Origin of the sequence: Paenibacillus sp. FSL W8-0187, assembly GCF_037969755.1 — a bacterium.
Classification (GTDB): Bacteria; Bacillota; Bacilli; order Paenibacillales; family Paenibacillaceae; genus Paenibacillus_AQ.
This window is the reverse complement of sequence record NZ_CP150206.1, coordinates 2,123,839-2,142,653: the sequence shown is the minus strand read 5'-3', so window position 1 is coordinate 2,142,653 and position 18,815 is coordinate 2,123,839. Positions and strand designations below refer to the sequence as shown.

At 50.1% G+C, this 18,815-nt stretch carries 19 protein-coding genes and 1 pseudogene; 4 read left to right on the top strand and 16 right to left on the bottom strand.

Annotation, left to right across the window (positions count from 1 at the left end; all coding sequences use genetic code 11):
• Positions 1-51: 51 nt before the first annotated feature.
• The 11 genes from yhbY to MKY48_RS09385 all read right to left on the bottom strand — a co-directional run bounded on the left by yhbY (position 52) and on the right by MKY48_RS09385 (position 10,146).
• On the bottom strand, positions 52-342 hold the full coding sequence (yhbY, locus tag MKY48_RS09435; RefSeq protein ID WP_076320548.1) for a ribosome assembly RNA-binding protein YhbY: 291 nt from the start codon (positions 340-342) through the stop codon (positions 52-54).
• A 111-nt stretch (positions 343-453) separates the two neighbouring features.
• Positions 454-1,308: a shikimate dehydrogenase gene (locus MKY48_RS09430; RefSeq protein ID WP_076320547.1), complete on the bottom strand. Its 855-nt coding sequence runs from the start codon at positions 1,306-1,308 to the stop codon at positions 454-456.
• Between the two features lie 55 nt (positions 1,309-1,363).
• Positions 1,364-2,491, bottom strand: a complete 1,128-nt coding sequence (gene yqeH / locus MKY48_RS09425; protein ID WP_076320546.1) for a ribosome biogenesis GTPase YqeH — start codon at positions 2,489-2,491, stop codon at positions 1,364-1,366.
• Entirely contained in the window at positions 2,488-3,018 is a 531-nt protein-coding gene (locus tag MKY48_RS09420; protein ID WP_098742677.1) for a YqeG family HAD IIIA-type phosphatase, read from the bottom strand. Before MKY48_RS09420 ends, yqeH begins: the two co-directional genes overlap by 4 nt.
• A 240-nt stretch (positions 3,019-3,258) precedes the next feature.
• Positions 3,259-5,499 carry a transglutaminase domain-containing protein gene (locus MKY48_RS09415; protein ID WP_339292812.1) on the bottom strand — a complete coding sequence of 747 codons (2,241 nt, stop codon included), beginning with the start codon at positions 5,497-5,499 and terminating at the stop codon, positions 3,259-3,261.
• A complete protein-coding gene (locus MKY48_RS09410) occupies positions 5,496-6,743 on the bottom strand; it encodes a DUF58 domain-containing protein (RefSeq protein WP_339271891.1) in 1,248 nt (415 codons plus the stop codon). Before MKY48_RS09410 ends, MKY48_RS09415 begins: the two co-directional genes overlap by 4 nt.
• A gap of 2 nt (positions 6,744-6,745) precedes the next feature.
• Positions 6,746-7,702 carry a MoxR family ATPase gene (locus MKY48_RS09405; RefSeq protein ID WP_339292811.1) on the bottom strand — a complete coding sequence of 319 codons (957 nt, stop codon included), beginning with the start codon at positions 7,700-7,702 and terminating at the stop codon, positions 6,746-6,748.
• Between the two features lie 173 nt (positions 7,703-7,875).
• Positions 7,876-8,226, bottom strand: a complete 351-nt coding sequence (spoVAE, locus tag MKY48_RS09400; RefSeq protein ID WP_015734153.1) for a stage V sporulation protein AE — start codon at positions 8,224-8,226, stop codon at positions 7,876-7,878.
• A gap of 4 nt (positions 8,227-8,230) precedes the next feature.
• Positions 8,231-9,244, bottom strand: coding sequence for a stage V sporulation protein AD (gene spoVAD, locus MKY48_RS09395; protein WP_339292810.1), 1,014 nt, complete (start codon positions 9,242-9,244; stop codon positions 8,231-8,233).
• An 8-nt stretch (positions 9,245-9,252) separates the two neighbouring features.
• On the bottom strand, positions 9,253-9,741 hold the full coding sequence (spoVAC, locus tag MKY48_RS09390; protein WP_076320540.1) for a stage V sporulation protein AC: 489 nt from the start codon (positions 9,739-9,741) through the stop codon (positions 9,253-9,255).
• Between the two features lie 243 nt (positions 9,742-9,984).
• Complete coding sequence (locus MKY48_RS09385; protein WP_179090563.1) at positions 9,985-10,146, bottom strand: hypothetical protein; 162 nt, start codon at positions 10,144-10,146, stop codon at positions 9,985-9,987.
• A gap of 151 nt (positions 10,147-10,297) precedes the next feature.
• Between MKY48_RS09385 and MKY48_RS09380 the strand changes: the two genes are divergently transcribed.
• Entirely contained in the window at positions 10,298-11,371 is a 1,074-nt protein-coding gene (locus MKY48_RS09380) for a M42 family metallopeptidase (protein ID WP_339271888.1), read from the top strand.
• Positions 11,372-11,441: 70 nt separating this feature from the next.
• Here the strand turns inward: MKY48_RS09380 and MKY48_RS09375 are convergent, their stop codons facing one another.
• From MKY48_RS09375 to MKY48_RS09360, 4 genes and pseudogenes are all read right to left on the bottom strand, one after another.
• On the bottom strand, positions 11,442-12,845 hold the full coding sequence (locus MKY48_RS09375; RefSeq protein ID WP_339292809.1) for an MFS transporter: 1,404 nt from the start codon (positions 12,843-12,845) through the stop codon (positions 11,442-11,444).
• Positions 12,846-12,943: 98 nt separating this feature from the next.
• Positions 12,944-13,210, bottom strand: a pseudogene (locus MKY48_RS09370) (isochorismatase family cysteine hydrolase); the annotation flags it as partial.
• 550 nt (positions 13,211-13,760) lie between these two features.
• The gene (locus MKY48_RS09365) at positions 13,761-14,012 is read right to left on the bottom strand and encodes a Na-translocating system protein MpsC family protein (protein WP_339292808.1); all 252 of its coding nucleotides are present in this window, start codon (positions 14,010-14,012) and stop codon (positions 13,761-13,763) included.
• Positions 14,013-14,304: 292 nt separating this feature from the next.
• Positions 14,305-15,270 (bottom strand): alpha/beta fold hydrolase, encoded by a 966-nt coding sequence (locus tag MKY48_RS09360; RefSeq protein ID WP_339292807.1) that lies wholly within the window; start codon positions 15,268-15,270, stop codon positions 14,305-14,307.
• A 299-nt stretch (positions 15,271-15,569) separates the two neighbouring features.
• On the opposite strand from MKY48_RS09360, the gene MKY48_RS09355 reads away from it, so the two are divergent.
• The 3 genes from MKY48_RS09355 (at position 15,570) to MKY48_RS09345 (ending at position 17,437) form a co-directional block, all read left to right on the top strand.
• Positions 15,570-16,406 carry a sugar phosphate isomerase/epimerase family protein gene (locus MKY48_RS09355; RefSeq protein ID WP_339292806.1) on the top strand — a complete coding sequence of 279 codons (837 nt, stop codon included), beginning with the start codon at positions 15,570-15,572 and terminating at the stop codon, positions 16,404-16,406.
• Between the two features lie 167 nt (positions 16,407-16,573).
• On the top strand, positions 16,574-16,852 hold the full coding sequence (locus MKY48_RS09350) for a hypothetical protein (protein ID WP_076320535.1): 279 nt from the start codon (positions 16,574-16,576) through the stop codon (positions 16,850-16,852).
• Between the two features lie 312 nt (positions 16,853-17,164).
• Positions 17,165-17,437 carry a hypothetical protein gene (locus MKY48_RS09345; RefSeq protein ID WP_076320534.1) on the top strand — a complete coding sequence of 91 codons (273 nt, stop codon included), beginning with the start codon at positions 17,165-17,167 and terminating at the stop codon, positions 17,435-17,437.
• A gap of 105 nt (positions 17,438-17,542) precedes the next feature.
• Here MKY48_RS09345 and sigK read toward each other — a convergent pair whose 3' ends face one another.
• Entirely contained in the window at positions 17,543-18,244 is a 702-nt protein-coding gene (gene sigK / locus MKY48_RS09340; RefSeq protein ID WP_076320533.1) for an RNA polymerase sporulation sigma factor SigK, read from the bottom strand.
• Positions 18,245-18,815 lie beyond the last annotated feature (571 nt).

The window sequence follows — 18,815 nt, the reverse complement described above, 5'->3', positions numbered from 1 at the left end:
TAATAAGAGAGTTATTCTATATCCGATAAAACTGGAGCTATTAGGGCTCCCTTACGGCAATTCGATGGTTTTGTGGTCTTTCGATTCTTTATAAAGCACAATCGTCTTGCCGATAACCTGTACCAGTTCGGCTCCGGCACCTTCAGCAAGCTCCTCGGCGATTTCGCGCGGGTCTTCAAGACAATTGTTGAGAACGGATACTTTCATGAGTTCCCGTTTCTCAATCGCCTCGGAAATATGCCGGATCAGATGCTCGTTGCTGCCTCCCTTGCCTACCTGGAACAGCGGATCCAGATGATGCGCAAGCGAACGTAAATGTCGTTTTTGCTTTCCTGTTAACATGCTTGGTCATTACTCCTTAAATATTCAATTATTAAAGCTTGCTGCTTATCGAAAGCTATATTGTAGCTTTTGCATAAGCATTAATCAATAAACAAGATATTAAACCTCGACTTAGAAGCTGGTCAGAACGGCTTCCTTCATCGCCTGTACAGGCGCCGTCAGACCTGTCCAATACTCGAATGCATACGCCCCTTGGTTGATGAACATCCCAAGTCCGCCATGCACCGTGCATTGCCGAAGCTCACTTACCCGTAACAGCTCGGTCTTCAACGGATTATAGATCAGATCGCTGACAACGATCCCTTCCGGTATATACTCCATTGGAATGGGAAGCTCGGAAACCCGGGGAAACATGCCCACCGAAGTGGTGTTGATCACAACATCGGCATCCGACAACGCCTCTCTGGCATGATCCTCTCCGTATCCCCTCAAGTCGGCAAGCGAGCTCCACTCCTCGGCCAACGCAAGCGCTTTGGCGGATGTCCGGTTCACAATGGATATCTTCTCAGGCCCTTCTCCGGTAAGGGCATAGATGATCCCCCTGGCCGCTCCGCCAGCGCCGATGACGACGATGCGCTTCCCCTTAAGATCGGGACAGGCTTCATCCTTTAATGAACGAACATATCCGATCCCATCCGTATTATAACCCGTCAATTGGCCATTGTCGTTGACGATGGTATTCACGGCACCGATGCGCCGCGCCCCTTCATCGACGACATCCAGATACTTCATAACCTCCACCTTGTGCGGGATCGTTACGTTCACCCCCCGGAATCCCAGCGCTTTGACAGCCTGGATGGCGTCACTAAGCCCTTCCGGACGTATATGAAGAGGCACATAGGCCCCTGACAATCCCAGGACGGTGATCGCCGCATGATGCATGGCCGGTGATTTCGAGTGACCGATCGGGTCCCCCATTACGCCAAGGAGCAAATAATCACGCTCGATCATTGGATTCACTTTCATTTCTCCCCTATCTCCCCCATGATAAACCGGACGGTATACCAGAGCGATTCATCAATTATATCAAGGATGGACGCGACAGAACTTTGATTCCTTTAGGGACATGAACCGCAACGAGCGCTCCCTGTTCACCATTGATCTTGATCCAGCCGAGCCCTGAGATAAACACGTCTTGGCGGGTTCCCTTAGGAATACGGATTTCATGTCTTGTCCATTCCGGTAGTTCTTCAATCCGTTCTTTGGTCGGCGGTGAGAGCAGCTCTCCGGCATGCTCAGCAAATAACGAATCCGCTCGCTCCAGTTTGGTCCGATGAATCCCTAATCTACCGCTAATAAAGCAAGTAAAGGATTGGTGCTCTCCTTGGAGAAAATCAAAACGGCCGAAACCTCCGAAGAATAGCGTCTGCCCTTCGTTCAACTGATAAACCATCGGCTTCAGCGGATTTTCCGGCATAACCGTCCCCAAATCCTCACGGCTCACAAGCTCGCTGTAGCGCCAAGGGTACACGATGCCCGGCGTATCAATAATATACCGGCCGTCGTCCAGTGGAATATTGACCATATCCAGCGTTGTTCCCGGATAACGGGAAACGGTCAGCTCCTGATCTAAATCGCTGTAGTCGCGGATCAGGCGATTGATCAAGCTGGATTTACCCACATTCGTGGCGCCAACCACGTAGACGTCCCGGTCGCCTCGGTAATGCGCTACCGTCTCCAGCAACCGCTCAAAGCCTTGATTCTTCTTCGCGCTGCAGAGCACGATGTCTTCGGTTCTCAGACCATGCTCCTTGCACTGCTTCTGTACCCAATTGAGAACCTTGTTCCAATTGGTGACCTTCGGCAGAAGATCCGTCTTGTTAACGGCCAGAATAACCGGGTTGTTGCCGACAAACCGCTGCAGCCCCGAAATAAGGCTGCCTTCAAAATCGAAGAGATCCACGATATGAATGACAAGCGCGTTCTTGCCGCCGATCTGTCCCAGCAACCGTAAAAACTCATCCTGGTCTACGGCAACCGAGGACGCTTCATTATAATTCTTTATCCGGAAACAGCGCTGGCAAATAACCGGGTCACGGTCCCAAGCCTTCTCCGGCAAATAGCCCGGCTTGTCCTGTGCTGCACTCTGAAGCTGTATGCCGCAGCCGCTGCACTTCTTGATGTCTTCTCCGCCAGTAGGCAACGTCATGATTTCGGTTCCTCCTCCATCCATAATCCTTTTTTGCGCAAACGGGTCAATGCGATGCGCTCCACCCGGCGATTGACCAGGCGCGTAAACCATCCCTCATCGTTGATGGCGATGGGCATAACCAGTACCGTGTACAGACCCAGCCGATTCCCGCCATACACGTCGGTCAGCATCTGGTCGCCGACAACTACCGTTTTCTCCGGCGTAAGCTCCATCATCTTCATCGCTTTGCGAAACGGGGTATTGCTTGGTTTGCGGGCTTCATGCACATACTGGATATCCAGCGGCGTCGCAAATTTAGACACGCGTTCCAACTGGTTATTGGAGACGATGATGAGCTGGAAACCGATCTCCTTCACCCTTTTGAACCAAACGACCAGTTCCGGCGTGGCAACCGGTGCCTTCGCCCCTACAAGAGTATTATCCAAATCGGTAATGATCCCCCGATACCCCTGCTCATATAATTCCTCTAGGTTAATATCAAAAACCGTATTGACACGGAGCTTTGGAATTAACATTTCAAACAAGTTCGTCACCTCAATTTCATACGAAAAACTATACCATATTCCGGTTCCTTAGTAAAAATAATCACGAGCCTTTTTCTTCCCTTATACCGCACCGCTGACTTTACTAGCAAAAGACCACCCGGCGGCTAATTGGAAGCAGACCGGGCGGTCTTGAAATGACCGGATATCAGAACGTATTCATATCGAGTTATCCTGATACACGCAACACAACCACCCATCACGCGAATCTGTCTTCTTGGATTAGGTTGATAGACGTTTCTCGGATACAATGCGGACCTTCTTGATGGACTTCTTCAGCTTCTGAGCATCATGTTGGACTGAGCGCCACTGCTCCTCCTTCACTTCAGCCGGACTGTACCGAGCCGCTTCAAATTGCTGCAGCAGCGGTCTCAGCTCCGCTCCCAGCTCAGGGTGTGCACTAACCCAGCGGCCAACCGATTCACGGAGAGTTTCATGTTCCTGCCTCACTAAGCCTCGGCGCTGCACGGAACGAATCCATCGTTCGGTTTCGGCAATGACTTTATCCGCTGCCGTCAGCGGCTTGCCCGCCCGAATGCGTGCCCCGGCAAAACGCAGGCTGATGCGCATTCTCCACACGATGTACAGAATCCACAATACGATAACAACCACGGCTGCCGTGACAACAACTTTAACCCAGACAGGTTGCTGATGATCAGAGGCTGCGGCTGGCGTAGCCTTGTCCTCTGCCTTCTCTTCTTCTTCAACTTCTTCCTCAATGACAGGCTTAGCGTCTGTGTCGGCCGTCAAAATCGGCATGCTGAAGCCCGGTGTCGCTTCAATCGGAACCCAGCCGTACTCACCGAAGTATACTTCAACCCAGGAATGAGCGTCAGCATTCGTAACGGTATAGTTTCCGGGCTCAATCGTGGTCTGACCATCGGCCGGAACGTACTCCGAAGCCGTCATTCTTCCCGGCGCGTAGCCTTTGACCCAGCGCGCGGGGATATCCAGCGACCGTGTCATCATCACCAAGGATGTTGAGAAATAATCACAATACCCTTCCTGGATTTCAAACAGAAACGCATCCACAAAATCATCGCTCTTCTTGCGCGTAAGATCCGGTGTGTTGGTATAAGTAAAGTTGCTCGTTAAATATTGTTGCAAGAGCATGACCTTCTCATACGGCGTATCTCCGTCCGCGGTAATTTCTTCGGCCAGATTGGAAACGCGGTCAGGAAAGTTTCTCGGCATCTGGATATAAGCATCGTCAATCGAGCTGGAATATAGTTCATCATAAGTCCTGGTGCTCAGCTCATCGATTGGAATCACCGGCACTTGCGACGTTAAGGTATAACTCTTCGGGTAGTCCGCATTACGAACGTCGTCCAGATGTATCTCCGCGCCTTCGGTCACCCAGCTGAGCCGATCCGGATCGATATCCTCATCCAAATTCTCCAACTGACGAACGGTGTAGGCACCGAACAATACCGGATACACCGTATCACTCAGCATCGTTACCGATTGCTCCAGCGTTTTGGTAGGTACGGATGCGCTGGCTTCTCCCGGCAATTCCTCACCGATGCCCACGCCCGTACCGGAACGCCGGCTGCTGGCTCCGTCCGCCCAACCAGTTCCCGAGTAGACGGCTCTGGTCTCCCCTCGCCAATAGCTGCGTTCATCCGAGGTAATCGACATCACCGGTGAATAGTCAAAATTAAAACCGCCGCCAAGGTCATTATCCTCTCGTCCATACCCGGACATGCTTTCAGACGGTGACTCGATAAGGGTTCCGGTCCCGGTTGTACTGCTGCCGGATAACGGCACTCCGTTCCACTCTCTCCACGCCGTGTAAGGATCGGTTAATGTCGGCTTCACATGCGGCATATTCACGCCGGCCACAATGATCAAAGAGAAGATGACCAGAATGTTGGCGATAATCTTAAACGGATATTTCGATAAATTGACCCAACCCTGCGGAAAACGCCTGCGGAACCGGTTAAAATGGCTGGATACGAGCCAGCCCATCCCTGCTCCGACCACCCAGGCGATCTCATCCCACAGCACGATTTTCGTAAAGGAATCCAGCACGGCAAAACCGATGACGTTGATCCCGACTGCAAAAAGCACGCGCCCCTTGGTTTTGGCCCACCGCGTAAGGAACAGGAAAGCGGCCCATGCGGCGATAGCAAACCACAAATAAGGAAAAAGATACATGATTTCCTCGGTCAGAACGCCTTCAGCTCCGAAGGCGGGAACCGGATTACCGTAAGTTTTCAGCAAACTGTACACACAATACAAGATCAAAACAAACTGGATAAGCACCCGGTAACCTTGCTTGATCGGCAGCAGCGCTTCGGTAACCGCCGTAATGGTTAATGCTGCGATAACCATGGCTGTCGTTTCCGAGAGCCATATCGTCTCCGTAAAGGAGACCCACTGCATCCCGATGATCCAGATCCATAGCATCGTTAAGGTACTAAAGAAGGTAGTAGATAGTTTGTCCAGCCATAACTTCATCATGCACCACCTCCCAGCGCAGCCGGAAGCTCATCAAGGGAAGAAACCGAATAGCTTGAAATCCCCCGGGATTGCAGAAGCGATATGGATTCATCGCGTTTTTTCGTTTCATTGGAATTGTTTATTTGCAAGAAGCAAGGGTTCATTCCCCTGGTTTCTACCCAGCGCATGATCTCTGAAGCGTCCTTGCCGCTCATCGGGCTGATCAGCAGGAACAGGGCTCCTTTTGGAAAATGGCGATAGGATTTCTCCAGGGAAGCAATCAATTTGGTTTTGCGGTTATAATCCACGTCAACCAAATGCTGAATCATGCGCATCCGCTCTCCGGCGTGATCGGCGGGAGCGAATATTTGAGCTTCTCGGGTAGCCGTGAACAAGCCTGTACCCGCATGCTCCTTGGCCCCATACTCGATCAGCGATGCGGCGGCCGATACGGCGAGCTCGAATTGCTGGGCATGATCATATCCGTCCGCAGTGCAGTCCAGCACGATCATCGTTCTGGGAAACGATTCATGCTCAAATTCCTTCGACTTCCACGAGCCCGTCTTCGCCGTTGCATTCCAGTGAATCCGGGAGATCCGGTCGCCATATACATAATCGCGAACTCCGTTGATCTGCGTTGTTTCCCGTCTTGAAGCCGAAACCGTGGTATGCGTACCGCCCAATCTTGAATTCCGTATGTTTCGCTGCCATTTAGGAATATATATAGTTCTTGGCAGGACGCGGAAATCGGTCTGAACTTCAATCCGTCCCTTGTGCTCCATTAATCCGAAAATATCCTCGCTAATACATTCCGTCTTTGAAAAAGCGTACCGCCCCCGTTCAAGCGGAGGGGTCTGAAATACAAGTTTGCCCGCACCGCGGAGGTTCGGAATGACGCTATCTTCAAAAGACCAGGAGTCGCCGTTGTGCCTTTGCAATACTTCACGCACGATCATATAGGGCATCGGAAGCAATCCCGGAACATGGACCTCCAGCTTCACGCGAACCTGTTCACCGGCGTGAAGAAGTTCTCCTTCTTGCTCCGATCGTCCCAGCACTCTTCGCTGGGCTTTCACACGATTGACCCCACCAAAGCCTGCACCGATCAAATAGATCGTCAGAAGGCTGACCATGGAGAAAAGCATGAGCGAGGTTTTGCCCCCCTGAAATAATACATACAAAAGACATAGGCACCATACCGCCAATACCGCTGCCAGTCTAGACGGCTGCATGCCATTCAAAAATAACGAAACAGCGCGGCGCATGCCTATCTCCCCATCTGAACAGGCACTTTGACCTGACGCAGTATAAACTCGAGCACCGATTCGGGACTCGCATTGTCGAGCCTGGCTTCCGGACGCAGCATGATCCGGTGCGAAAGTACGTATGGAGCCAGCGTCTTCACATCATCTGGCAGAACGTAATCCCTCTCTTGCAAGAAGGCATAAGCTTTAGCAGCATTCATGAATGATAGCGTTGCCCGGGGACTTGCGCCCAGCATAACGGAAGGGTGCTCACGGGTCGACCGGGTAATATTCAGCAAGTAATCGGCGACGGGGTCACCGATGAATACCTCGCGAATCTCACGTTGAATAGCCGAAATGGTATCCATATGCGTCACCGGCTGAAGCTTGTCCGCCAGTTGTCCGTCCCGCGAACGGTACATCAACTGCTTCTCCGTAGCAGCATCAGGGTAACCCAGGCTCAGCTTCAGCATAAACCGGTCCAGCTGTGCTTCCGGGAGCATATAGGTGCCTTCAAAATCGATCGGGTTCTGGGTCGCGCACAGCATGAAAGGATGCGGAAGCTCATGGGTAGCTCCATCCACTGTTACGCTGCGCTCCTCCATTACCTCAAGCAGGGCCGATTGCGTCTTGGTTGTCGCTCGATTGATTTCATCCGCCAGCAAAATGTTGGTCATGACCGGGCCAGGACGGAAGTAAAACATTTCGTCTCTCGGGTGGAATACCGAAACGCCCGTTATATCACTCGGGAGAATATCCGGGTTACACTGAATGCGTCGGTAGTCTCCCTGCATGGATTTCGCTAATGCTTTGATCAGTTGGGTCTTTCCTGTGCCGGGCACATCCTCGATCAGTACATGTCCGCCAGCGAGCAGCGCCGTAAGGAGCAATTGGATCTCAAATTCTTTGCCTAACAGGCACGACTCCAGATTGGTTCGCACCGAGGTAATGATTTTCATGGATTCTTGGCTTACGGGCATGTATGACTAACCTCCTGTAAGGGAATAAATACTTATTTTAGTACTATTGTACATGATCGAGGTCCCGGAGTACATTCGAAGAGATATTTTGCCTATTCACCTTCTTATCGTCCCTATAAACAGGAAAAGACCCCGGCATAATGCCTGGGTCCTCTCCTTCTTGATATTTAGTTTTATCCCTTCGGACGAACAAACAGAGCGGCCAGGAACGAGAAAATGATGGCCGAGGATATCCCTGCACTGGTGACTTCGAATATCCCCGTCACGACCCCGATCCAGCCGTCCCTCCCCAGCTCCGTCAAGGCGCCGTGCACAAGCGAATTACCAAAGCTGGTGATCGGCACCGAGGCTCCCGCTCCCGCGAATTTGACCAGCGGCTCATACAATCCGAACCCGTCGGCGATGGCTCCGGCGACCACTAACGTACTCATCGTATGTGCCGGTGTCAATTTAATAACGTCCATCATAATTTGCCCAATGACGCAAATCAGACCGCCAATAATAAACGCCCATAAAAACTGCATTACGTTATCCTCCCATCTCTAAAGCTACAGCGTGAGCGATGCACGGTATGCTCTCACCCTGCTGGTAAGAAAGAGGCGACAGCAAAGCTCCGGTAGCAACGACCAGCACCTTTTTCAATTCGCCTTTAAGCATCCGTTTCAAAATATGGCCATAAGTGACAACAGCCGAGCAGCCGCAGCCGCTGCCCCCTGCATTGACGTATTTCTGCTTTTCCATGTCGTAGATCATTAAGCCGCAATCGGCAAATACCGTGCCGTCCATGATGACATCATTCTGTTTCAAGAGATCCTTGGCGATCGGAAGTCCAACCGAGGCCAGGTCACCGGTCACGATCAGATCATAATCCTTCGCTTGCCGGCCTGTGTCTTTAAAGTGCTTGGTTATTGTATCGGCTGCCGCCGGAGCCATCGCCGTCCCCATATTGAACGGGTCCTTGATGCCCAGATCGACCACCTTGCCAATAGTGGCATACGTGACAGCAGGACCGTCTCCCTTGTCCGAAATGACGGAGCAGCCTGCTCCCGTTATCGTATACTGTGCATACGGCGGTTTCTGCGATCCGTACTCCGTAGGATAACGAAACTGCTTCTCGACCGTACAGTTATGGCTTGCAGTACCGGCCATGACATACTTGGCCCCTCCTGAATCCACGAGCATGGAGGCCACCGCGAGGCTCTCCATTGAAGTAGAGCAGGCACCGAATACACCGATGTAAGGCACACCCAACTGTCTTGCAGCAAAGGAACTGCTGATGATCTGGTTCATCAAGTCCCCGCCCACAAAAAACTGCAGCTGGTCTTCCTTGATGCCAGCCTTTTCGACCGCCTTACTTGAAGCATCCTCCAGCAGTTTTCGCTCCGCCTTTTCCCATGTTTTTTCGTTGATCTCAATATTGTCGTAGACATAGTCGAAATCATTGGCGAGTGGCCCTTCGCCTTCCTCAGGTCCTACAATCGTCCCCGTGCCGATAATGACGGGTTTGTTCTCGAACTGCCAGGTTTGGCCGATCACCTTCATCTCTCTCGTTACCTCCCCTCGATGCCAAAAATAGCGTAAATGATACCGATGATAAACGCAGCGACGGTACCAAATACAATGACTGATCCTGCCAGCTTAAACATGCTGGCCCCGACCCCCAGTACCAAACCCTCCGCGCGGTGCTCGAGCGCTGCGGAGCACATGGAATTCGCAAACCCCGTAACCGGCACGGCGCTGCCTGCTCCCGCCCATTGCGCGATTTTGTCATACACGCCGAAGCTGGTCAGAATGACGGAGAGTATAATCAGCACGGCTACCGTCGGATTGCTCGCTTCCGTGGTGCTCATGTCGAATACGGACATAAAAAACTTCTGAATGCATTGGCCGATCAAACAGATGAGACCTCCCACCAAAAACGCACGCAGGCAATTTTTAAGTATGGGGCGGGGAGGTTCATGCTTTTTGGCAATCGCCTGATATTCCCCTGAGCTCATTGTGGTGATATCAGACTTAGGCTTTTGGTTAGAGCCTGACATTTCAATACACCTCCGCTTTTATTTAAGTATGGAATCCTCTATAAACGCTAAAGAGCCACTATGGATATCACTCGATATCATTATGCTTTGATTGAACTCCCTTTATGTTTGGAAAATCATCCTTCTTACTTGGCAATCACTGCTTGTCCTAACGTCAAGATTTCCCCACACGAAAATCAGCCTCCAGGAGTATCCCTGAAAGCTGAAATAAGATTCGCCTGCCATCATTGCTGGAGCTGGTCATTATATAAGAATGTATTTCAGCAAAATGACGAGGAGGATGAACAGAACCATAATGAGCAGAAGTTCTCTGACTTCGGCATGATAGACGTTTACCTCAATCCCATGGTGCTTCATACTCTGCTCCTTCCCTCGGACAACAAAAATTCCACTTCGTTTCAACATCGTATTCCTTTCCCGGATGCAGGGTGCTTGTTCCATTTGCTTTTAAATCACGTAGCCTTAGCGGCACGGGTTTGTAGACTTTTCAGATATATAGGGGCATACTAGAAAAGGAAAAACTCTTACATACCTTTTCTAAAGGAGCGATTTCGTAATGAATGAATCAACACTGGAATTATTTCGTACTTTGACGGAATTCCCGGCTGCACCGGGCTTTGAGAGGGAACTTCGTTCCTGGTTGAAGAATACCCTCTCTCCATATACAGATGAGTTCGTGCAGGATCGGCTGGGCAGTCTGTTCGCCGTTCTTCGCGGTAACGATGAAGGTCCAAAAGTCATGGTGGCTGGTCACATGGATGAAGTCGGATTCATGGTAACCGGCATTACCGAAGCGGGTATGGTCCGTTTTCAGCCCCTCGGCGGCTGGTGGAGTCAGGCCGTGCTTGCTCAGCGCCTGCAAATTATTACAGACAACGGTCCTGTCGTCGGGGTTGTCGGCTCCATTCCTACACACCTGCTGGATGAAGCGCAGCGCAGCAAGCCGGTCGACATCAAGACCATGTATATCGATATCGGTGCCGACAACAAGGCGGAAGCCGAAGCGTTCGGCATTCGTCCCGGATTGCAGGTGGTTCCGATCTGTGAATTTACGCCGCTCGCCAATCCGAAAAAAATCATGGCCAAAGCATGGGATAACCGCTATGGCGTCGGCCTGGCGATCGAGCTAGTCCAGGCGCTCCATGGCGAGAAGCTGCCCAACACCGTTTACGCCGGTGCAACCGTCCAGGAAGAGCTCGGACTGCGTGGAGCACGTACTTCGGCCAACCTGATTCAACCGGATATTTTCTTCGGATTGGATGCCAGCGCGGCGAACGACATGATGGGGGACAAGAGCCAGTTCGGCCAATTGGGTCAAGGCGCACTGCTTCGCATCTTCGATCCGACGATGCTGACTCACCGCGGAATGGTGGAATACGTTCAAGATACGGCGGAGACCAACAAAATCAAATACCAATACTTTGTCTCACCGGGCGGCACAGACGCAGGCCAAGTGCATCTTAGCGGCATCGGCGTTCCGTCCACCATCATCGGGATTTGCTCCCGCTATATTCACACATCTTCGTCCATCATCCACACGGACGACTATGAAGCTGCTAAAGAACTTCTGATCAAGCTCGTAAAAGGTTTGGATCGCACGACACTCCAGACGATTCTGGACCGGGCGTAAGCTAATAAGGAAAGAAAAGGGTACCCTGCAGGTCTCAAAAAGACCGTAGGATACCCTTTTTGGCTAATTCCTATGAAGATAACGTCTCCTTATGTCTTGCGAAGCGAAAAGATATGAGCATCGTTACATAGACGATGACAACCAGAACCGTATTCAGCACAAATATCATGCGAAATCCTAAAGGTCCCCCTACCAATTGGCTCGGGAGCGCCAGCATGGCACCCCCTGCCGCCGTACCAAACATCATCCCCAGATTTCGTGACAGTGCCAAAATGCTGCTGATCAGGCCGAGGTCCGTTTTGGATGTCCTGCCCATCACGAGGGAATTGTTCGGCGGCGTAATGATGCCCATGGAACCGCCGAGCAGGACGATAAGCAGAATCAGGAAGAAGATCGGATATGCCGGCGATACAAAACCAAGCACAATTAACGCTGCTGTCATGAGCAGCAGCCCGGCTGACAATAACGGAAATGTCCCCAACTTGTCCGACAGGCTCCCGCTCAGTGGCGAGAATATGATCAGCGACAACGGATATCCCATCATGATCAGCCCTGCCGTGGCAGGTTCAACGCCCAGCTCGCTCAGCAAAAACACGGGGAGCACAAGCTGAGCGGAGAAAGCCGCCATATAGGTAATGATGGTGATGATGATTCCCATGCTAACGCCTGCGTCCCGAAACAGATCCAGCTTCATAAACGGGAGTTTCCCCTTCCCTACTCGTTCCCACCGCGAAGATAGACACCACCCGATGAATGCAGCAGCTCCCGCTCCGAATACGATGAACAACAGCGTAACTTGCCAGGAACCCCAACCCCACTGAGCCCCCATATTCACGGCCGTAACCAGTCCGGTTAGGGATATCGCAAACAAGGCAGCCCCCGGCACATCCAATCGGCTTACGCCTTTTTCCGGTTCGTCCTTCGGAATGAATCGCTGAGCGAACAACCATGCAATAAGAGAAATGGCCGTCAGCAGCCAGAAATTGCTCCGCCACGAAAACCACTGAATCAGTATTCCGCCAAGGCTCGGTCCGACCATCGAGCCAGCAGCGACAAACGTGCTGATGAGCCCGAGTGCTTTACCTCGCTGCTCCTTCGGAAATACCGAGACGATCAGCGCCATATTGGTGGCTTGATACATGGCCGCTCCTACGCCTTGCAGAATTCGCGAAGATATCAGTCCGTTTAATGAAGGTGACAAGGCGCAGCAGAGCGCCCCTGCCATAAACACAAAATAGCCGATATTGTGGATTTTCCGCCTACCCAACATATCCCCCAGCTTTCCCATGACCGGAAGTAGTATGGAGATGACGAGCAAATAGGCGGTGACAATCCACTGTGCCGTAGGGATGGTGGAATCGAATGTTCTGGCTATATCAACAAGCGCAATGTTGAACATGCCGGCCGACAGATTGGACAGAAATGCCCCTAAACAAATGGTATATTGGACGATCATCCTTGATTTGTCATTCATGCAGGACTCACCCGCTTTATTCATTAATTTCTGTGCCGTTCATAGAAAAAGCCCCCGCATGCGGAGAGCTTCCCCTGGTTGAACCACGTTCTGACAAGCTAGCCGATAGCCGGCTGAGCGGTCGACATCGACCGCAGCCGTTCCTCAGGCATTTGATCCATCCAAATATCGATAATCTGCGCCACTTCACTAACTTTCCCGAAATAGCCTTCAATATTCTCAAGCGTCATGTCATGAGCCGCTTGCGAATACGATGCGCAAGCATCCGCTACAAGCACGATATGATAATCCAGCATAAACCCGTCGCGGGCCGTTGATTCCACGCATACATTGGTGCTGACTCCCGTCATTATCAGGGTCTTGATTCCTCCTCGATCGCCAAGCTTGTCTCCCGCATGGCCGCAATCTCTTCCCCGTTTCTGCGGAACCATTTGCTGACGCCCGAAATTTCAATTTTGTGAGTCATACCCCTTCCTCCTCTATGATACATCAAACATGTATTTTCAAAAGTGGATGTAACAAAAAATCGCCAGTCCAGCCCCAAGCCGCACACATGTATGTGCCTTGGTACCAAACTGACGATCGGCCCGCTCTTCTACTCGAGGTTGTTCAAAAAGTCAGAAGCTTAATCGACATCGAATCTTGAATTCAGCCGGGCCTTCCGGTGCTCACGTAGGTTTTGCCTACGCTCCGCTCCTGACGTCCCTAGCTTCATCCAACTAAAGCGTTTTGAAAAAACGCACATCGGAAGCATAAGCTTCGGTGCTGAAAACCTGACTTTTTGAACCCGCACTACAAGAGTTCCGGCATGTCGTTCAGATATGCTTCTACATCCTTCTCCAAAAACACGATGGTACCGGAAAACTCGGTCTCTGCATCATAGTCTTTAAGAATGGAGATGATTTTAAATTGAAACTACTGTTCCAGGGAAGCTTCAATCTCCTGCTTGAACACCTGGAATAAAAGGTGGTCCAACTGCCGGGTAGAGAGGGGGTAATTCTCATCCAGCAGTTTGAGGACGGGGACTCTACTATTCCTCGATACAATGATGATTTTGTTGCCAACGAAGTCGACTTTTTGCTGCTTTACACCCACGTTAAATATTTTCTTATTTATCGCGTTGTAAACCCTCAAAAGATCCTGTATGAGTTCGCCTGCTGTCATCATGGTTCAACATCCCTTTGTGTAAATTAATATCACATTGACCGGGGTAGGTATAGGGTGTTTATCGAGTTTTTTCTGTCCTTGGGTATAATTATAGGTGATTTCGGCTAGTTGTCAATACATTTACGTCAAAAAATATAACAAATATTTAATTTGTGTTAGTTTATATAACATTAACATAACAATTTTTTTGAGTGTGATTCCGTTTACTTTACTTCTGCCCTCTTCCTAAATAAAGAGTAATCCTAATCGAGCGTCGGGCCCCGTGCCCACGCCCTAAATCTATCACCTTGTTCTATTCCCCGTTAAAAATCCGTTCCAGGAACAAGACGCCCTCCCGCTTCTGGTGCTCATTAACTTCATGGCCGGAGAACGGATAGTCTCTTATTTCTTTAGCCGATTTCATTCGGTTGTATGCTGCATATATGGTTTCAGGCATGCAGACCGCATCCTTCCAGCCGACGGATACCATGACCGGCACCTGGATTCGCGGCGCCAGATTCAGCATGTCAAAATACGAGAGATGCTCCAGGATTTGATCCAATTGCTCCGGGTAGCGCTTGATGTATTGGGCGATTTCGTTCAGCGAGCTGACCGAATGCAGAATCCCGTAATCCATCCTGCACATGTTGGGAATGTCGGCCAGAATGGCCGCGACCTTCGGATTCAGGGCCCCTGCCAGCAGAGACAGTCCGCCACCCTGACTGCCGCCTACCACGGCAATTTTTTTCGAATCCACTCCGGGTTGCTGCGATGCCGCATCCACCGCTCGCACAGCATCCATAACGACTGCCATGTAATAGGAGCGACGAATATCCGTAATCCCCTGTGTCACCCAGCCCTTAACCACGCCGCTGTCCAATGGAAGCAGATTCCCCGTCTCTCCGCCCTGTCCCCTGACATCCACGGCAAACACCGTATAACCCAGCATCAGCCAGTGAGCATACCGCTCTGGAAATCCACGGTCTCCGGAATAACCCGGAAAGGTTACGATACACGGTCGTTTTTTTTCGTCCGAAGAACGTTTAGCTGGAGCTATATACCAAGCATGGATGGGCGTATCATCATAACCATGATAGGTGACCTTGGATACTTCCATATGAGGATATGGCGTCGCTTCCAGTAGACTAACAATGTGAAGCGGCTTTTCGTTATACGCCTTCAACACTTCCTCCCAAAATTGATTCAAAACCTCCTCGTTGATTGTGGGTTCCGGATACAAGTTGCCAAGCTCTTTTTTACGCAGCTCAATGGTATTCATTCTGAGTTATATCTCCTTTTCGCGAGTAATATGAACGTTCGTGTAACATGGTAATTTCGGCATAACGTCCGTAATCCCCTGCGAAAGAGTAGGAATTCATGCCGCTTTATTACAAACCCCTTTCATATTAACGATTAGGCCGCAGCTCCAATCGTTATCTTTCTCTAAAAAAAATAATAAGCGATCATAGATTTATAGAGTGGAACATATCATAATAGAAACTATGAAAAACCAAAGGGTTGATATAAAACACCCGCCTCTAGCAATACGACATCTCATAGCGAATGGAGACGATGAATATGCTGCAAGGTTTAACAAGCGCAGGACTCGGAAAACTTGAAAGCGATTTACAGTTTATCGAACTCGCGGCCAAATATGAATTTCAATGCGTCGATATCGATGCCAAAGGTCTTGTAGACCGCCTTGGCGTGGAAGCGGCAGCCGATATGCTGCAATCCCGCCAACTGGAAATTGGGGCAGTCGGTCTTCCCGTGGAATGGAGAGGATCGGACGAGCAGTTCCTAAGCGGACTCGAGAAACTGCCGGCTGCAGCGGCAGCTGCCAAGGCCCTTGGCTGCACTCGCTGCTGTACATACATTCTTCCTTCCACTGATGCACCCGCAGCTCATTTCATGACGCTGGCCACCACAAGGCTGCGGGCTTGCGCCAACATTTTGGGGGCATATGGAATTCGATTAGCCTTGGAGTTTGTAGGACCACATCATCTGCGCACCCAATGGAAGAACCCGTTTATCTGGACAGTACAAGAAACATTGGATTGGATCGATGCCATCGGGGAACCGAATGTCGGGCTGCTATATGATGCATATCACTGGTACACCAATGAGATGACGGTTTCGGATATCCGGCAGCTGCGGGCTGAACAAATCGTTCATGTCCACATTAATGATGCGAAGAATATTCACGTGGGGGATGTTCTCGATAATGATCGGCTTTATCCGGGTGAAGGCGTAATTAATCTTCCGGGGTTCCTTCAGGCTCTGAACGATATCGGCTATGCAGGCCCAGTTACACAAGAAATATTGACACCTTCCACGCCGACCGGGACTCCTGAGGAATTGATCGCTAAATCACGGCGAGCCTTTGACAGCGTATTCGGTGCTGCAGGATTATAGTAGGGTTTCAGGCATGTTTGAGTCGTTAACTGACGATAGAGATCCGGGATCGGCTAACACTCCATGTCATGCAGATGGGGAAAGCCAGGCCACATAACGGAATGATTCCATCTGTTCAGGGGAACACTGGAACGGTAGCTTAAGTACCTTTTTGGGAGGTCTCAGGAATGAACGGATTTGAGAAGGAAGAAAGGGATAACTTTACGGACCTATCCACCGTTGAGTCACAGCGGAACGATCTGGTGGCCGAGGAATTTCCCGAGGGACCTTACGGTTCCGATCTCCGCAGCGATTCCCTTGGCAAGAGCACCCCATGGCGCATGGATCAGCGGCCTCCGAATCGGTTTGATTATGAGGATCGCAACCTGCACATGGGCATCGAACGGGAGTATCCCGGTGAAGACGAGAGCATTCAAGCAGACCCGGGACAAAGGAAACCTGAGTAGAGCCGAACTAAAAAACCAACCATCGTGAACTGCACCCCACTTGTTAGACACCATCTAACATTTGGAGGTGCAGTTTTTCTATGGCCAAGACGGTTGGTTTTTGTCGTAACAGGGCTTGTATCCACGCTTGGAAAGCATAATAGCCTATAAAAATACATAAGATGGCATATGAAAAAACGTCTAACGCCGTAGTACTCAGAAGACAGACCGCTTTTAGCGGAGGTTTTCTTGCGAGAGAGTCGTACGATTCCAAGAAAGGTAGAAATCCGTTGTCCGCAATTACAGAGACGAGAAGGAGTGGGGGAGTACATCATGCCCATCATCAAGGAGCAGGATAAATTCGTGATTTATGTTGTCACGTTATCCAGCGTAAAGCGCTACATGTCCATTGAATTTATCGGCGGGTCTTGCGGTTTCATCATCGCTCAAAAAGCACTTCAATCCGACCTGCTCGGCATGATTGGCAGCATCATCGCACCGATGGCCATTCGCCGCGTGCTGCAATGGCAGCAGTATAAATTCGAGAGTCCTATGCGGTTTGGGTTGCGTGCACTCAACAAGCCGAGCGAGCTGAACACTACATAAATCAAACGAGCGAAAGCCACTTCCATCACAGGAAGTGGCTTTCGTGGCTCTATATCGACATTCCCGTTTCGGTCATCAGTGGTTGACACAGTTTCAGTTTTCTTCCTAACGTTTCTGCTTGTAAAACTCATGATACAGCTTCATCAGCGCCCGCTTCTCAATCCGCGATACATAGCTGCGCGATATGCCGAGTTCCTTGGCGATCTCACGCTGCGTCCGTTCTTCTCCGCCAGCTTCCAGTCCAAAACGACCAATAACAACTTCCTTCTCCCGGTCGTCCAATATATCGAGGTTCCGGTAGATCTTGCTCTTCTCAATCTTTAACTGCACGGCATCCACGATATCATCCGCTTCCGTTCCTAAAATGTCAATTAATGTAATTTCATTCCCCTCTTTGTCCGTTCCAATCGGATCATGGAGGGATACGTCTTTTCGTGTCTTCTTCAAGGAACGAAGATGCATCAGTATCTCATTTTCTATACAACGGGCAGCAAATGTCGCCAGCTTCGTGCCTTTGTTCGGCCTGAAGCTTTCAATCGCCTTGATGAGTCCTATCGTCCCGATGGAAATCAAATCTTCCAAATCCTCGCCGGTGTTATCGAACTTTTTGACAATGTGCGCAACCAGCCGAAGATTATGCTCAATTAGTTTATTACGCGATTGAGGATCGCCTTCGGCCATTTGCTTCAGATGTTTAGCTTCCTCTTCCTCGGTCAGAGGCTGGGGAAACGCGTTGTTTTTCACGTACGAAACGAGCAGGGTCAACTCTTTTATGAACAAAGCAATTGCGGTAAACAATCCAGGCACTTTAGGACACCTCCTGCGAAGTTACAATGCAACCGGCCCTTATCGCGCTCGGTCTCTCGGTCTTCTCATTCTATGTAGGCAACGGCCCAGAAGTGCCTGTACGTGGGAAAGTGATTCGTAAAAACGTTAAATTCCCGATATCTGTCCGACCATTCATAAAAGACGGCCCGCAATGATACACCATTTGATATTTTAGTGGTTCCTCAACTAAGCAATAGACAACCGCAACTAAAGGCCATTCTTTTACCACATACCAATATATCATGTTATAAATACATGCTGTAATAAGTGATAAATTGCGTTGTCGCAACGGTATATTCCTAAACTAGGGCAAGCTTTTTTGCTCAAATCAATCATTCAAGATCCAACATATCTGGCCCCATAACGAGAGACAGCATCTTTGGCAAATATAAAAACGACGAACCACAGAATAATCGACACGCCATTCATTACACCCACATAATATAACAGCCATAATTTTTATCAATATAATATATTGACATTAAATTGGTATGTAATTATATTAAATGTAAGCGTTTTATATAATGACCTAACAAAACGATCAACACCC

Bases quoted from the DNA above. Each gene is read 5' to 3' on its own strand.
- yhbY (WP_076320548.1), bottom strand. From the start codon at position 342: ATGTTAACAGGAAAGCAAAAACGACATTTACGTTCGCTTGCGCATCAT.
- MKY48_RS09430 (WP_076320547.1), bottom strand. From the start codon at position 1,308: ATGAAAGTGAATCCAATGATCGAGCGTGATTATTTGCTCCTTGGCGTA.
- yqeH (WP_076320546.1), bottom strand. From the start codon at position 2,491: ATGACGTTGCCTACTGGCGGAGAAGACATCAAGAAGTGCAGCGGCTGC.
- MKY48_RS09415 (WP_339292812.1), bottom strand. From the start codon at position 5,499: ATGATGAAGTTATGGCTGGACAAACTATCTACTACCTTCTTTAGTACC.
- MKY48_RS09410 (WP_339271891.1), bottom strand. From the start codon at position 6,743: ATGCGCCGCGCTGTTTCGTTATTTTTGAATGGCATGCAGCCGTCTAGA.
- MKY48_RS09405 (WP_339292811.1), bottom strand. From the start codon at position 7,702: ATGCCCGTAAGCCAAGAATCCATGAAAATCATTACCTCGGTGCGAACC.
- spoVAE (WP_015734153.1), bottom strand. From the start codon at position 8,226: ATGCAGTTTTTATGGGCGTTTATTATTGGCGGTCTGATTTGCGTCATT.
- spoVAD (WP_339292810.1), bottom strand. From the start codon at position 9,244: ATGAAGGTGATCGGCCAAACCTGGCAGTTCGAGAACAAACCCGTCATT.
- spoVAC (WP_076320540.1), bottom strand. From the start codon at position 9,741: ATGTCAGGCTCTAACCAAAAGCCTAAGTCTGATATCACCACAATGAGC.
- MKY48_RS09385 (WP_179090563.1), bottom strand. From the start codon at position 10,146: ATGTTGAAACGAAGTGGAATTTTTGTTGTCCGAGGGAAGGAGCAGAGT.
- MKY48_RS09380 (WP_339271888.1), top strand. From the start codon at position 10,298: ATGAATGAATCAACACTGGAATTATTTCGTACTTTGACGGAATTCCCG.
- MKY48_RS09375 (WP_339292809.1), bottom strand. From the start codon at position 12,845: ATGAATGACAAATCAAGGATGATCGTCCAATATACCATTTGTTTAGGG.
- MKY48_RS09365 (WP_339292808.1), bottom strand. From the start codon at position 14,012: ATGATGACAGCAGGCGAACTCATACAGGATCTTTTGAGGGTTTACAAC.
- MKY48_RS09360 (WP_339292807.1), bottom strand. From the start codon at position 15,270: ATGAATACCATTGAGCTGCGTAAAAAAGAGCTTGGCAACTTGTATCCG.
- MKY48_RS09355 (WP_339292806.1), top strand. From the start codon at position 15,570: ATGCTGCAAGGTTTAACAAGCGCAGGACTCGGAAAACTTGAAAGCGAT.
- MKY48_RS09350 (WP_076320535.1), top strand. From the start codon at position 16,574: ATGAACGGATTTGAGAAGGAAGAAAGGGATAACTTTACGGACCTATCC.
- MKY48_RS09345 (WP_076320534.1), top strand. From the start codon at position 17,165: ATGCCCATCATCAAGGAGCAGGATAAATTCGTGATTTATGTTGTCACG.